Below are 12,509 nucleotides of genomic sequence, written 5' to 3' on the forward strand. Positions count from 1 at the left end.
GTCTCCGGCCTCGCTCTACCGAGCCTGGGACCATATCGAGGACGAGCTCGAGCAGCGTCGCGGCTTGGCGCCGGGACCAGGCGGACCAGACCGCGAAGGAGATGACCCAGACCGCGGTGCTGCGCGCAACGGAGGACCGGGCCTTGCCTGGGGGCGTGCCCTCCTCGCAAACGCGGCAGCTACCGTGGCCGAAGCCGACGACCGGGAACGGGAGCGTGCCCACGAGGATGGAGACCCCGGCCAGTACTACCGCGTGCGACAGCCTCTCAAGGAGTCAGCCCTGGCCGAGGTCGACGCCTTCGCCGCCTCGCATCCGCAGGTCATCGAGGCACGGAATGCGAGAAGGCCGTCAGGACCTGCCGCTTCCTGGATACCGGCCGACTGCGCCGGCCGCGCAACGGCTGAAGGCCTGCCACCGGGGAACGGTGGCGGGCCTTCTGCGTGCATGCTCGACGGCGGATCCGCTGCTGCAGCACGGCTACGCCGCTGGTGACCACCTGCGGTCACCATCCGGCTGGACACCACGACGAACTGACGACAGGTGAATAGGCAACCTCACCAGTACGGTAGCCGTTGAAGTCCACCTCTCCTACTCCTCCAACGGAGCGTCCTCCTCGTCGTCGTAAGGCTCCTCGGGCGGGGGCGCGAGCACCATCGGCCAGTCGTCGTAGGTCGCGATCAACTCGTCCAGTGGAATGTCCAGACTGGTGGCGAAGACGGCGGTCCCCTCGGACAGTCGTACGGACGCATCCGGAGCGGCTGCTGTCTGCGCACGCAGGACCACCACGGCCTCCGGGTCGACGGCCGACCGGTCGGTGAAGTCGGCGGGGTCCACGCGGACCGCGAGCAATGTGCCCGGGTAGAGGGCGACGGCGACCGACAGTTGGCCGCCGTCGCGTACGTGCTCGACCCAACCGTCGGTCTGCAACAGGCAGGCCCACCCGTTCACCTCGTGGCTGTAGGTATCGAGCCGGGCCACGGCGCGCTCCCCGGGAGTGCCCTCGGGATCAACGACGAGGACGGCGACGGGCACGTCCGGTTCGTCGGGGTCCAGGCCGGAACGTACGTACAAACGAGCCATCGGCACCTCCAGGTCGCAGCAGGTCGGGCACCAGTACACACCCCGCCAACGACACTGCGGCAACGGGCCAGTGTCACGTAGGGCCCTGGGATTCCCGACACGCCAGACGAGTCCAGGCGACTACAGGTGGTCACTGTCGTAGTGCCCTGCCTCGAGAATTGGCGACAGTTGAATAGACGACCTCACCAGTATCAGGCCCGGCAGCGTACCCATCGAAGCCGATCTCGCGGTGCGTGCCCTGGGCCGGGGACGCCTTTTCCGACGGCCGGGCGGAGGACGGACGCGCTGGGAAGGACCGGTTCGAGCTCGACAGAGCGGTGGTTCAGCGATTGAAGACATGGGGCAGCCGTCCGTCAGCAGGAGACCCGCCCCTGGCGGCGGCATGGTCGGCGAGAGTGCGCAGCTGTGCGGGGGTGAGCCCGGCCAGGTCACGGAAGTCACGGGTCATGTGCGCCTGGTCGTAGTAGCCGCACAAAGCCGCCAGATCGGCCAGCGACCGGCGGGTGCCGGACGGCAGGGTGAGCGCCCGCTGGAACCGCAGGATCCGGCTGACTGATTGCGGCGGCAGTCCGATCTGCTCTCGGAACAGCACCTGCAACCGTCGGCTGCCGCGGCCCGTGGCAACAGCCAGATCTTTGGCGGATAGCTGCCCGTGACAGGCACGCAGCCGACTCCACGCCTCGGCGACGACCGGCGAGGGCGGCGATGCGTCCGCCATGCGCCGCGTCAGGGCGCTGTCGATGACCGCCCAGCGCCCTTCCCAGTCCGGTACGGCGATGAGCTGCTCGGTGGTCCTCGCTGACCAGCCGGTGCCCAGCACCTCGTCCGGGTGCATGTGGCGGTTGGCCAGGTGGTGCAGCGGCAGCCCCAGGCACATGTACGCGCCGAGCGGAGTGAACTCCACCTCGACCGACTCCGCAACGCCCTCGTATCCCCCTTTCACCGATGATGTCTGCAGACCGGCGAGCATCGCATGCCACGTAGTCCGCTCCGCCAGGACGCCCCGGGTGCATTCGAGCAGGCGCAGGGGATCTCCCCAACCCAGGATCAACGTGACTGTGGCGGAGGGGAGAGTGAGCCTGACCGGTCTCGGCCCCGCAGTGCGATGACCTCGGTACATCACGATCTGAGCGCGTAACCGCTCGGGTGCGCGACGTTCCGCGTACCCGCCCGTGTTCCTCGACTCCATGGCCGTTTCAACCTCCATCTGCGGCCCTACGCGAGAGTGCGCGTCGCTCCGGTGAAGAGAGTGCGCCTTCGTACAAGTCGGGGGAACAGGCTCTGCAGCAATCTGGACACACGCCACACGGCGCCCCCGGAACGCCCCGTTAGAGGAGTCCGAATGCTCAGGAAGATCATCGCTAGCGCAACCGTGACCACCGTGGCGGCCGGGGCGGTCCTCATGGGGTCCGCCGGTGCGGCCTCCGCCGCCCCGCTTTGGTGCGGGAGCTGGCTGAAGGAGCCCTCCAGGGCGACAAACATTTCTCCGGTGCCCGGAACGCAGGCGTCCGTCACGAGCCCGAGCAACGGCTACATCCGCGTCAACCAGGGCACGTACGGCGGAAAGTGGTACGCATGGGCCAAGCTGTACAACGGCTGGCAGGGTGATCTCGTCGCGCTGATCTGGGTGAATCAGTCGAACAAGGCGACCTACCAGTGCGGCTCTCGAGACGGGTCAACCGACTATTCCCTGGACTACACCGCCGGTGTCGACGATGCGCACGCATACAAGGTCCAGGCCAAGCACTGGCACAACGGCGCCGTCTCGTACGGCTCGACCGTCGTGTGGCGGTAGCACACGACGGCCGCCCTGGCCCGACGGAGAGTCAGTTGCCGTCGGCTTCGGCAAGGGGGACGCGAACCCCCCACCGGTAGCGGGTTCGCCGCCCGGAAGGTGCGCACGTGTTGCGAGGAGCCGGGTCGCGGGATGCAGTCCGTCGCCGTGTGTGCGCGACCCGGGCCCGGCCGAAACCCCGAACGGGAATCAGTCATGTCGTAGGAGGAAACCAGTGCTGAGGAAGATCATCGCTAGCGCGACCGTGACCATAGTGGCGGCCGGGGCGGTCCTCATGGGATCCGCGGGTGCGGCCTCCGCCGCCCCGCTTTGGTGCGGGAGCTGGCTGAAGGAGCCCTCCAGGGCGACAAACGTCTCCCCGGTGCCCGGAACGTACGCGAACGTCGGAGGACCCACCTACATCCGCGTCAACCAGGGCACCTACGGCGGGAAGTGGTACGCGTGGGCCAAGATGTACAACTACGATCTCGACTCCGTGGCTCTGATCTGGGTCAACCAGTCGGACAAGGCGGTCTACCAGTGCGGTAACCGGGACGGCGTACGGGAGTGGGCCCAGGACTACACCGCCGGCGTCGATGACGCACACGCCTACAAGGTGCAGGCGAAGTACCAGCACTCGAACGTGTTCTACGGTCCGACGGTCGTCTGGCGATGAGCGAAGCCGATGACCCCCTCGCGTGAGCAGCTGAGTTTCGTCGGCGCTGATGTCCGTGAACCGGCTCCTGGCGCTGACGACCGCGACCCTGCGATGCCGCACCGGAAGGAGACCGTGAAGCAGCGGCGAGTCTCATCGGTACTACCGGCCACAGTGATCTCTCTCCTGCTTCTCGTGTCGGCCGCATGCACCACCGCGCCGAAGGCCGAGACGGCGGCTGACGCTCCCGTGATCACGCAAGGGGCGGGATCCGCAGGCCTTCTCGCGCTTCCCCTGGACGCCTATGAACTGCCGGACGAGGACTACCTCCAGGTGCAGCGGGCGACCATGCACTCGCTGCGTGATTGCATGGCCTCTTTCGGACTGACTCTCAGCGTTCCCGAGGTCTCCGCTTCCCGGTACCCCAGGCATGCGACCGCGCTCGGCTGGCTCGGTGCCCACGAGGTCGAGCGCTACGGATATCGAGGGCCGGCGAACTTCGCGGACGACATGGCAGCAGCCGCCCGACGCGGAAGTAGACCCATAGTCGTCCCCGAAGACCAGATCGCGGTATTCGAAGGGAGCGTTCCCCGGTTTCGGGGGGAGACGGTGCCCGAGGGAGGGTGCGATGGGAAAACCCGCCGCACCCTCAACGGCGGAGAGGTCTCGATACCGATCGACGGACTCGACTCCACCGTTCCTCCCGAACGATGGCTCCATGTCCTGGGAGCTCAGGCCGGGGACCGGGCGCGGTCCGACGCGCGGTTCTCCTCCACGGTACGGTCATGGAGCGAGTGCATGCGCGACCGGGGATTCCGGTATCAGAATCCCGACCAGGCGATGAGCGATCCTCGGTGGAGCACCGGCGAGGACGGCGCAGGCCAGTCGCCTTCCCGGGACGAGATCGAGACCGCGGTCGCGGACAGGGACTGTCGGGACAGGGCGAATTTCTCGGGAGTCGCGAAGTTCCTGATGGCTCAGTACGAGAACGAGATGATCAACTCGCAGGGTCATCGCATCCGCGAGGTTTCCGACCTTCTGAAGACCCGGGCCATGAATTCATCCAGGATCCTCAGTGCCCGCTGATGAACTTGGATGCGTGATGCCGGTGCTGTCGGGGGCGGCGGCGCGTGATCGGGTCGGTCCGGGCGAGGCAACGGTCGATCAGGCGGCGACTGCCACCGAGGTGAGCGTTCTCCTCGCCGAAGGCCGCTACGAGCAGGCGGACGCCGGAGCCCGGGAACTGCTGCAGAGCCATGTGGGGGTCTGCCGCGCCTCCGGATACCAGCTGCTGGCGGCAGCGGCGGTGGCGCCGGCGAGGCCGGCGAGCTGCCCCCGCAGGAGGTCCGCCACCGCGTCGCCCTGGCACTCATCGGTCTCCACGGCGACGGATCCGACCCGGCACCGGGCGTCATGCACAAGGTCGCGCAGACCGCCGCCTACGCCGAACTGCTCGACGGACGACCTGAGCTGGCCGCCCGGCTGGGCCCGTGCGCGGCGTCTGGAAGCACTGCCGAACGCGGCGCAGCAGGACACGGTGTCTACTCCCTGAGCGGGTCCCGGATCGTCGACATGGTCCAGGTAGGTGTACAGCGCGGCGGCCGGCCTCATCGGCACCCCCGTGGGCTGTTGCCATTTCGTCAGCGTCAGTTCCTTGGTGTCGACGAGGGCCCGCAGGCCTTCGCGTACGGCGGCGGTGTACGCCGAACCGGGTTCGCTCAGGCCACCCTTGAGCTCGGCGACGTCCGCGACGCTGTCCGCCAGCGTGAGCTGCCAGCCCCGGTAGCGGGTGTCGATCACCTCCAGGGCGACCATCACCTCGGACACCGCGCTGCGCGTGGCGGCGACGTCGACCGCCTCGCCGGCCAGGTCCTCACCGAGGCGGAACGCGAACTCGCTCTCCACCCACGGGGAGATCAGGTCGGCCATTGCGAGGTCGCCCCGTGGGGAACGGCCATGTAGTCGAGGAGGACGCCGGAGTCCGGTTCGTCGATGCCCATCTGCCGGCGCATCGCCTCGGAGGTGAGACCGACCTTGTGGCCGATCGGCCGGGCCCCGGCCGCGATCCGGTGCGCCAGGCCGGCGCTCTGGATCCGGTAGGCGTCCGCCAGGTCCAGGCCCGGGTGGCGCAGGGCCAGCGTCTCAATCGGCTCGGCGGCACGTTCGGCCTGCCACAGGGCAGCGGCTTCCCGTTCGGTCCAGGCCGGCGCGGCGCCGTCCGCGCCCCAGCCGACGAGGACGGCGCGCCCGCCGGGGGCGGCGCCGGGACGGGCCACCTTCGCCAGCAGCGGCGCAGGGCCGGCGGACTCGCCGCCGCTCGGCCGGTCCGGGGTGCCGGGCGGCGAGGCGGAGGGGCCTTGGGAGCGTGCGGACATGGCGTCCCCCAGGTGTGAGGTCCTGGTGCAGCAGTTCTGCACCGGTGGCCATCACAGCCCGGCGGGCACCGAGAGCGGCAGGGCTCACGAGGGGGCCGACGGATCGACGACGGGCCCACGCGCCCGGGGCGGCCGGGCCCGGCCGCCCCGGGGAAGGCGCGCTCAGGTCAGGGTGCGCCCGTCGACGTAGCGGGAGACGACCAGCGGCAGGAAGTCCACGCAGTGGCCGAGGCCGGTCACGTCCTGCACACTGCGGACGACCGCGAGCCGGTCCAGCTCGGGCTCCACGCCAGGGGCGCGCTCCTCCTCGGCCAGGACCTCGTGGTGCTTGAGTCCCAGAGCGGCCGAGACCGGCGGGGCCAGGAAGTGGACACCGAGGTTGCCGTACTCGCCGCGGGTGACGCCCCACGCACGCATGTCCTCGGGATCGGCGACAACGCCGATCTCCTCCAGCAACTCCTGCGCGGCGTGCCGCCGCAGCGCCGCCACGTCGAGGCTCTGTCCTTCGGCCGGCGGCTCCGCCGACCCACCGGGCAGGGCCCACCGTCCCGGATGCACGGTGAAGCCCGAGCTCCGGCCGACGATCAGCCCACCGTCCTCCACCGGCTGCAGCACGGTGACGAAAATCGACGCAGGCAGCCAGGAACAGCCCTCGACCCGGCGCAGCGCCCGGTAGCGGTAGGTCGCCGGGGCCCACGACAGCACCAGAGCGGAGCCGTCGGCCTGCTCCTCGACCCCGACGCAGGCCACCGCCGGGCCGTCGAACAGCGCAGGCTGCTGGGCCACCGCCTCGTCCCAGAACCGGTCCATGGCCGCTCGCTCCTCGGGCGACAACGAGGGGATGGCAACCTGCTCTAGGCGCAGCGCCCGGGCGTCGAAGAACTCAACAGCGGCATCGGTCACCCGACCATCGTGGCAGACCATCCGACCCCGTCAGCGCATCCGGCTCGGCTCTGCTACCTTGCCCCGCCGGCCGCCCCGCTCCACCCCACCCAATGCCTTCCGTACCACCGGCCCCACCAACCACAATCCGTCCCCGGGAGCCTTCCGCCCACAGAAGCCGGCCAGGCTTGCCGCGTGAGCCCCCCGCGCCGCCTGTCAGCCCCCTCGTCGGCCCTCCCCCCGGCGCCCCGCTCTGCGCTGTGATGGCATCCGACCACCGGGGCCCGTACGCCGCCCGGCCGCCTCGGGCCCTGAGGCGACTCCAAGGGGGGAAGTGGACATGTCGATCGCCCTGACCGCCAACGCCCGCGTGGTGGCCGTTGTCGCTCACCCGGATGACGACGTGCTGATGTTCTACGGCACGCTGCGTGCCTGGAGCGACGCGGGCGCGAGCGTCACCGTCATCGTCGCCACCCACGGAGCCAACGGCGTGTCCGTCGCCGACCGCGCCGCCGGGATCACGCTGACCACCACCCAGCGGCTGCGGGAACTCCGGGCCTGCTACCAGGACACCGGCATCACCGTGGAGTGCCTGGGCTTCGAGGACGGCGCCCTGGAGGCCGACCACACGCTCGTCACCGCCATCGAGACAGCTCTCACCCGGCTGCGCTGCACCGTGCTTCTCATCCACGCGCTCCACCGCGGCAACGACCACCAGGACCACCAGGCCGTCGCCCGCGCCGCGCTGAACGCCGCTGCCCGGGTACCGACCTGCACCACGATCCTGCACGGCAAGCCGCACGCCCCCCACCACGACTTCACCACCACCGTCCTCGTCGACATCACCCCCTACATCGACGACAAGGTCAAGGCCCTGCAGACCCACGCCTCCCAGGCCGGCCGGTACTACCTGACCGAGGACTACACCCGCTGGCGCGCCACCGGAGCGAACCGGTCCCTCCTGCCCGCCCGGGCTGGCGGCGAGCGCTCCTTCGAGGAACTCGCACCCTCGCTGCTCCTGCTGGACCCGTCGGCCCACCCGGTCTGCTGACACCCGCCCCCGTCCCGACGACCAGCGCACGGTCACCCGAAACCCGCTCGACCCCACGAGAGGTGGATCATGCCCGGACTCACAGCCGTCATCGCCGCCGGCGTCGGCAGCCGCTTCTTCCCTATCGGCAAGACGACCCCCAAGCGCATGCTCCCGGTCTGGAACCGGCCCCGGCTGTCCTGCACCGTCGCCGACTGCATCGCCGCCGGCGCCGACCGGATCGCCGTCGTCACCGCCCCCGGCGAGTGCACCCGCCAGGTCCGCCACTTCCTCACCCCTGACCCGGAGATGGAACGCTACTTCGCCGCCCGCGGCTGGCAGCACAAGTACGAACCGATCGCCCGCCCGGTCCCCTCCGAGATCACCGTCATCGAGCAACCGCGCGACACCGGCCACTACGGCACTGCCCTGCCACCGATGTGCGCCGCCGAGTCGATCGCCGGCGACGACTTCCTCCTCGTATCCGGCGATGACCTCTTACTACGCCTCGACCAGGGCTCGGACCTGGCGGACCTCGTCGCAGCCCGCCGCAGCGCCGGCACCACGGGCGAAGACATCCCCGCAGGCGCGGGGAGCAACTGGCCGAGATCCGGAGGAGTGTGGACGTCGGAGGGCCATCCCCGCGGGCGCGGGGGTTGTGGCTGCTGGTGGTCGGGTGTGCGCGGGGGCTGTCGGCCGGTCTTGTAGCGGTGTCTACGGGTCGCTACGCTTCCGCCATGAAGCAGCTGAACGTTCGCCTTGACGATGATGCCCACCAGGCGCTCGAGCAGCGGGCGGAGGCCGCGGGGATGAGCCTGACCGACTACGCGCGCAGGGTGCTGGCCGAGGAGGCTGACGAGCGGCGCGAGCGCTTCCTGACGGCCGCCGCGCACTTCTCGCAGGCGTGGGCGCCGGCGTTCGAGGCGGAGTTCGGCCCTTATCCGCAGAGTGCGCGGGCGGGGGCGGACGCGGCGTGATCCTGCACGTCGACCGGGCCTGGCTGCTGGACCTCGCCCACCAGTTCCTGCCCGTGGATCCGGACGTCACGGACTACGGGACGCTCGCCGCCGCGGTGGCCCGACACGTCGACGAGGTCATGGACGTGCCGGTCTACGGCGGCGTGCACCAGCGCGCGGCCGCGCTCATGCACCAGCTGATCCGCGTCCCGGCTCTGGAGTTCGCCAACGAGCACTTCGCCGCCGTGGTCGCCGCCTCCTACCTCAGCGCCTCCGGGGTGATCGTCACCGCCGAACCGAAACAGGCCGCCGAACTCGCCGCCCGCATCCGCGACGGACAGGCGGACGTACGCGACACCGCCACCGCCATCCGCACCTGGTACCGCTGAACCACAACACTCCCCCACCACGGGAGCCAGCCACCTGCCGGCACCGAGAAGCAAATCCTCCCAACAGGCGCAGGGGTCAGCCGAGGTCAACGAACCCGGGGAATCGGGGGTCGGCGCCTCCCCGCTGCCGCGGGGAGCAGTTCACCGAGCTGCTCCCCGCGTCCTCGGGGTGGGGTCATCCCCGCGGGCGCGGGGAGCAGGGCCCGGGTGCGATCGGCGCGGCCGAGGCGGTGGGGCCATCCCCGCGGGCGCGGGGAGCAGTCTGTGTGACCTGGGGTGTTATCCGGCTACGGCGTGGGTTTCGTCCACTTTCACTGATTCGGACATGCGCGACATAGCTTGCGTTTCTCGCTGATTGTGGTCAGCGGCTGCCGAAGAGGTAGAGGAGCGCCATCGCAGATCATCCTTGCCGCTGCCGACAACAGCCAGCCCTTCGAACCGGCGCTGACCGGCCGCAGCCGATCGCGGAGACTTTCAGTCCTGCGGAAGCGTCACGACGATCTGGCCGTCGTCGTTGACGCCGTGAATGGAGATGCGGCTCTGTTCGAACTTCTCCCAGTCGCACCGCAGCCGGAAGACCTTGTGCGGCGGGATCGCGGCGACGTCCTCAGTGGCGGTGAAGTCGCCCTGGTCGAGCAGTAGCAGGACCGCCTGGCGGGCGTCGTGGGGGTCGCCGTCGATGGCCTTGGCCAGGCGTTGCAGGCTGGTGGTGACCTCCTCGAGGCGGCGCCCTTCCGGGTCGAACAGGCGATGATCTCGAAGGAGTCGTCGGAGTAGATCAGGCTCATCCGCAGCTCGCGCTGCACCTGCTCCTCCTCGGTACTCAGCGGCAGGACCTCGCTCGGGAACGGCAAAGGGCTGGCCGGGTGCAGGCGCGGTACTCCGGCGTCGTCCGGGATCTCGTGGAGCACCTTGGCCGCCACCAGCAGGGTGATCACGTCGTCGATGGTCTCCAGCGGCGGCAGGCCATACCGCGCGGCGTAGCGGGTGCCGTCGGCGATCTGCCCGGGCAGGGCTTCGGCGGCCTCGGCGGCCTCTTCTTCGTCGTACTCGTCGCCGGTGTCCCAGCAGGAGTGGGTGAGCAGGCCGCTCGGGTTGGCCTTCGTGGCGACGAACGGGCCGAGCTCCTCGCGGGTGAGGGGTGCGCCCTCCATGCCGGCGCCGATGAGCAGCATCATCGTCGCCAGGGGGCGGATCCGGGACCAGCCTCCTCGGGCGGTACGGCGCAGGTGCTCCCCGCGCATCTCGTCGTCGGTCCAGTCCAGCAGCGAGGCCGTCTCGGCCATGGGCTCCCCCAAGATCGTCGGTGTGCCGTCGGACCGTAGGCTACGCCGCTGCCGGTGGACTCCCGAACCCACGTCGAGTAGCCGCACCCCGCGCTGGCGAAGGCGTCCGCGTGGTCAGTCATCAGGGGTGATGTTGATCGCGTCGCACCAGTAGCAGGTCCAGTCGTAGGGCAGCCGGTAGCTGTGGACGCTGAAGAAGCCCAGCGGCTCGCCGTAGACGGTGTTCGTCGCCTCGCAGTTCCAGCAGTCGAACTCGAAGTCCATCGTCTCCCCTCCCAGAGCGGCCTCCAGGATGGCGGGCGCGAGGACTGCAGGGGAGGTGATCGCGTGTTCTGGCTGGAAGGGGTGCGTACGTTGAAGGCCGGCCCCTCGCTATTCGAGCGTGAGGGGCCAGCTAGATTCTCGGGCGGTGCTGCTGGCCAGGTCAGGGCCCGGCGATGATCCAGGTGACGAACACCGAAGCCATGGCCTCGTGGTAGCGGTAGACGACGCTGACGCGGTCTCCGGAGTCGGCGGCCGGATCGGTACGGGTGGTGTAGTCGTCGACCTCCGGGTCGGTGCCGCCGGGCACCGGGTTCACCTTCGAGGGCGGGTACCGGCACCGCTGCCTCGGCGGCCGGCTGCCGCCGCCGGACCTGCCGCCGCTGGACGACCCGTGGGCCAGCGCCCCGCCATACGGATACGCGGACGACTACCCGGGCTGATCTCCCGCCCCGCACAGCACCGCGGCCCGCCTGACGCATCAGGCGGGCCGCGGCCTTCCCCGGTGCCGGCCAACGCCTCTCACAGCAAACCGGCCAACCCGGGCCCCTCTCGATCCGAGACCAGAAGGACACCCCAGTATGGCGACCGCACTCCTGCCCCGTACCGCCCCCGCTCGCTCTCTCTCCCCCGAGCAGCGCCACCAGGCCGCCGCCGCGCTCCGCTCCATCGGCCGTCTCGCCCCCCGCCCGCACCGCTTCCGCTACGCCTGCGGCAGCTGCTCGGTGGCGTGGGCTGGCCCCGAGGCCGACTGCTGGTCCTGCGGGCGCCCCGCAACCCACACCCGCGACGACGCCTCCCTCCTGCACCGCCTTCTGCTCGCCCCCGTCTCCCCCACGACGAGGGCGGCGGTGAGGTGAGCACCGTGCCGCCCGAGGACCTCGGCTGGCGCCTGGCCGCCGAACTCGTCCCCCAGTGCCCCGCCCCGCCCAGGCGCCGCCACCGCACCGCCGCGCTGACAGCGGCTCCGGCCGCCAACCCGGGTCGACATCACCGCGCCGCTGGTCACCCTCTCCATCCTTGCCCCCGCCCTCGCTCAGCCCGCGGGCGACGCCGCCCGCGCCACCAATCCATGCGCGGCACAGCCGACCACGACGTCCTCGACCTGGCCCGCACCGAGGCGGCCCGCGCCAGCGAGCGCCTGGCCGCCGCCGTCACCGTGCAGCTGGCCTGACCTCCTGTCTCGACACCCGACCCGGAAGGCACCGTATGACCCAGCACCCCGTCCGGTCGGGTGGGGCGCGGTGGTGGGCAGGCCGCTGGGGCCGAGGCTGCGACGGGCGGCCGGCTCCTCGGTCGCCTGCACCACCTCTGTGGAGAATGGCTCCAGGAACGGGGCCGCTCGACGGGGAGCAGCCGGGTGACGCTGGACGGCCCGGACGCCGTTTCGGCGGCCGGTTGGAGGGAGATGAGCTCCCTTGCGTCGGCGGCCTGCCAGTGGAGGGCTTCTGTGCCCTCGTGATCCCTGGCCCTCGGCCGGACGTCGGCTCCCTCTGATCCATGGACTACCCAAGGACCCCTGACATCGTGCCTTCGGCGGCCTTGCTGTCGTACGAGGTGGTCACGGGGTAGGACGCAGTCAGCATCGTTGAGGACAGTGAGGGCCCTGCGGAACTTGCGCGCGTCGGTCTCGACCGTCTTCTCCGGCTCGCCGAGCATGCATAGTGCGGTCAGACTGGAAATACCGGACCTTCCAGTGGCCCGACCTGCTATCACGTCGGCTCCGGGCCGAACTTCGCCCGGCGGCCACCCCCTGGCGCATGGAATTCGCGGCCCGGGGGGAAGGCCGCTATCGACCCGCGCTGGGCAGTCGCTCACCT

17 protein-coding genes and 1 pseudogene are annotated in these 12,509 nt (G+C 70.4%); 9 read left to right on the plus strand and 9 right to left on the minus strand.

Annotation, left to right across the window (positions count from 1 at the left end; genetic code table 11):
- Nucleotides 1–589: 589 nt before the first annotated feature.
- A complete protein-coding gene (locus ACIGZJ_RS31915; protein WP_396460558.1) occupies nucleotides 590–1,081 on the minus strand; it encodes a hypothetical protein in 492 nt (163 codons plus the stop codon).
- 322 nt (nucleotides 1,082–1,403) lie between these two features.
- Complete coding sequence (locus ACIGZJ_RS31920) at nucleotides 1,404–2,051, minus strand: helix-turn-helix domain-containing protein (RefSeq protein WP_396460559.1); 648 nt, start codon at nucleotides 2,049–2,051, stop codon at nucleotides 1,404–1,406.
- A 372-nt stretch (nucleotides 2,052–2,423) separates the two neighbouring features.
- On the opposite strand from ACIGZJ_RS31920, the gene ACIGZJ_RS31925 reads away from it, so the two are divergent.
- The 3 genes from ACIGZJ_RS31925 to ACIGZJ_RS31935 all read left to right on the plus strand — a co-directional run bounded on the left by ACIGZJ_RS31925 (nucleotide 2,424) and on the right by ACIGZJ_RS31935 (nucleotide 4,596).
- Nucleotides 2,424–2,876, plus strand: a complete 453-nt coding sequence (locus ACIGZJ_RS31925) for a hypothetical protein (protein WP_396460560.1) — start codon at nucleotides 2,424–2,426, stop codon at nucleotides 2,874–2,876.
- Nucleotides 2,877–3,090: 214 nt separating this feature from the next.
- A complete protein-coding gene (locus tag ACIGZJ_RS31930) occupies nucleotides 3,091–3,531 on the plus strand; it encodes a hypothetical protein (RefSeq protein ID WP_396460561.1) in 441 nt (146 codons plus the stop codon).
- 9 nt (nucleotides 3,532–3,540) lie between these two features.
- Nucleotides 3,541–4,596 carry a hypothetical protein gene (locus tag ACIGZJ_RS31935; protein WP_396460562.1) on the plus strand — a complete coding sequence of 352 codons (1,056 nt, stop codon included), beginning with the start codon at nucleotides 3,541–3,543 and terminating at the stop codon, nucleotides 4,594–4,596.
- 126 nt (nucleotides 4,597–4,722) lie between these two features.
- On the opposite strand, the gene ACIGZJ_RS31940 is transcribed toward ACIGZJ_RS31935, so the two are convergent.
- From ACIGZJ_RS31940 to ACIGZJ_RS31950, 3 genes are all read right to left on the minus strand, one after another.
- The gene (locus ACIGZJ_RS31940; protein WP_396460563.1) at nucleotides 4,723–5,439 is read right to left on the minus strand and encodes a hypothetical protein; all 717 of its coding nucleotides are present in this window, start codon (nucleotides 5,437–5,439) and stop codon (nucleotides 4,723–4,725) included.
- On the minus strand, nucleotides 5,427–5,885 hold the full coding sequence (locus tag ACIGZJ_RS31945) for a hypothetical protein (protein WP_396460564.1): 459 nt from the start codon (nucleotides 5,883–5,885) through the stop codon (nucleotides 5,427–5,429). The genes ACIGZJ_RS31940 and ACIGZJ_RS31945 overlap by 13 nt, the downstream gene beginning before the upstream one ends.
- Before the next feature lie 162 nt (nucleotides 5,886–6,047).
- Nucleotides 6,048–6,788 (minus strand): NUDIX domain-containing protein, encoded by a 741-nt coding sequence (locus ACIGZJ_RS31950; protein WP_396460565.1) that lies wholly within the window; start codon nucleotides 6,786–6,788, stop codon nucleotides 6,048–6,050.
- Between the two features lie 319 nt (nucleotides 6,789–7,107).
- Between ACIGZJ_RS31950 and ACIGZJ_RS31955 the strand changes: the two genes are divergently transcribed.
- From ACIGZJ_RS31955 to ACIGZJ_RS31970, 4 genes are all read left to right on the plus strand, one after another.
- Nucleotides 7,108–7,818, plus strand: coding sequence for a PIG-L deacetylase family protein (locus ACIGZJ_RS31955; RefSeq protein WP_396460566.1), 711 nt, complete (start codon nucleotides 7,108–7,110; stop codon nucleotides 7,816–7,818).
- 69 nt (nucleotides 7,819–7,887) lie between these two features.
- Complete coding sequence (locus tag ACIGZJ_RS31960) at nucleotides 7,888–8,505, plus strand: sugar phosphate nucleotidyltransferase (protein ID WP_396460567.1); 618 nt, start codon at nucleotides 7,888–7,890, stop codon at nucleotides 8,503–8,505.
- Nucleotides 8,506–8,534: 29 nt separating this feature from the next.
- Nucleotides 8,535–8,774 carry a plasmid mobilization protein gene (locus ACIGZJ_RS31965; RefSeq protein ID WP_396460568.1) on the plus strand — a complete coding sequence of 80 codons (240 nt, stop codon included), beginning with the start codon at nucleotides 8,535–8,537 and terminating at the stop codon, nucleotides 8,772–8,774.
- Nucleotides 8,771–9,142, plus strand: a complete 372-nt coding sequence (locus ACIGZJ_RS31970) for a fic family toxin-antitoxin system, toxin component (protein WP_396460569.1) — start codon at nucleotides 8,771–8,773, stop codon at nucleotides 9,140–9,142. Before ACIGZJ_RS31965 ends, ACIGZJ_RS31970 begins: the two co-directional genes overlap by 4 nt.
- A gap of 474 nt (nucleotides 9,143–9,616) precedes the next feature.
- Here the strand turns inward: ACIGZJ_RS31970 and ACIGZJ_RS31975 are convergent, their stop codons facing one another.
- From ACIGZJ_RS31975 to ACIGZJ_RS31990, 4 genes and pseudogenes are all read right to left on the minus strand, one after another.
- On the minus strand, nucleotides 9,617–9,889 hold the full coding sequence (locus ACIGZJ_RS31975; RefSeq protein ID WP_396460606.1) for a DUF6042 family protein: 273 nt from the start codon (nucleotides 9,887–9,889) through the stop codon (nucleotides 9,617–9,619).
- A gap of 29 nt (nucleotides 9,890–9,918) precedes the next feature.
- A pseudogene (locus ACIGZJ_RS31980) lies at nucleotides 9,919–10,428 on the minus strand (DUF6042 family protein); the annotation flags it as partial.
- 114 nt (nucleotides 10,429–10,542) lie between these two features.
- Complete coding sequence (locus ACIGZJ_RS31985; RefSeq protein WP_396460570.1) at nucleotides 10,543–10,692, minus strand: hypothetical protein; 150 nt, start codon at nucleotides 10,690–10,692, stop codon at nucleotides 10,543–10,545.
- 160 nt (nucleotides 10,693–10,852) lie between these two features.
- Nucleotides 10,853–10,999, minus strand: a complete 147-nt coding sequence (locus ACIGZJ_RS31990; RefSeq protein WP_392941509.1) for a hypothetical protein — start codon at nucleotides 10,997–10,999, stop codon at nucleotides 10,853–10,855.
- On the opposite strand from ACIGZJ_RS31990, the gene ACIGZJ_RS31995 reads away from it, so the two are divergent.
- Nucleotides 10,986–11,132 carry a hypothetical protein gene (locus tag ACIGZJ_RS31995; RefSeq protein ID WP_396460571.1) on the plus strand — a complete coding sequence of 49 codons (147 nt, stop codon included), beginning with the start codon at nucleotides 10,986–10,988 and terminating at the stop codon, nucleotides 11,130–11,132. The genes ACIGZJ_RS31990 and ACIGZJ_RS31995 overlap by 14 nt on opposite strands.
- A gap of 138 nt (nucleotides 11,133–11,270) precedes the next feature.
- Nucleotides 11,271–11,549 carry a hypothetical protein gene (locus ACIGZJ_RS32000; protein WP_396460572.1) on the plus strand — a complete coding sequence of 93 codons (279 nt, stop codon included), beginning with the start codon at nucleotides 11,271–11,273 and terminating at the stop codon, nucleotides 11,547–11,549.
- Nucleotides 11,550–12,509 lie beyond the last annotated feature (960 nt).

Origin of the sequence: Kitasatospora sp. NPDC052868, from assembly GCF_044547105.1 — a bacterium.
GTDB lineage: Bacteria > Actinomycetota > Actinomycetes > Streptomycetales > Streptomycetaceae > Kitasatospora.

Bases quoted from the DNA above. Each gene is read 5' to 3' on its own strand.
- ACIGZJ_RS31915 (WP_396460558.1), bottom strand. From the start codon at position 1,081: ATGGCTCGTTTGTACGTACGTTCCGGCCTGGACCCCGACGAACCGGAC.
- ACIGZJ_RS31920 (WP_396460559.1), bottom strand. From the start codon at position 2,051: ATGCTCGCCGGTCTGCAGACATCATCGGTGAAAGGGGGATACGAGGGC.
- ACIGZJ_RS31925 (WP_396460560.1), top strand. From the start codon at position 2,424: ATGCTCAGGAAGATCATCGCTAGCGCAACCGTGACCACCGTGGCGGCC.
- ACIGZJ_RS31935 (WP_396460562.1), top strand. From the start codon at position 3,541: ATGACCCCCTCGCGTGAGCAGCTGAGTTTCGTCGGCGCTGATGTCCGT.
- ACIGZJ_RS31940 (WP_396460563.1), bottom strand. From the start codon at position 5,439: ATGGCCGACCTGATCTCCCCGTGGGTGGAGAGCGAGTTCGCGTTCCGC.
- ACIGZJ_RS31945 (WP_396460564.1), bottom strand. From the start codon at position 5,885: ATGTCCGCACGCTCCCAAGGCCCCTCCGCCTCGCCGCCCGGCACCCCG.
- ACIGZJ_RS31955 (WP_396460566.1), top strand. From the start codon at position 7,108: ATGTCGATCGCCCTGACCGCCAACGCCCGCGTGGTGGCCGTTGTCGCT.
- ACIGZJ_RS31960 (WP_396460567.1), top strand. From the start codon at position 7,888: ATGCCCGGACTCACAGCCGTCATCGCCGCCGGCGTCGGCAGCCGCTTC.
- ACIGZJ_RS31965 (WP_396460568.1), top strand. From the start codon at position 8,535: ATGAAGCAGCTGAACGTTCGCCTTGACGATGATGCCCACCAGGCGCTC.
- ACIGZJ_RS31985 (WP_396460570.1), bottom strand. From the start codon at position 10,692: ATGGACTTCGAGTTCGACTGCTGGAACTGCGAGGCGACGAACACCGTC.
- ACIGZJ_RS32000 (WP_396460572.1), top strand. From the start codon at position 11,271: ATGGCGACCGCACTCCTGCCCCGTACCGCCCCCGCTCGCTCTCTCTCC.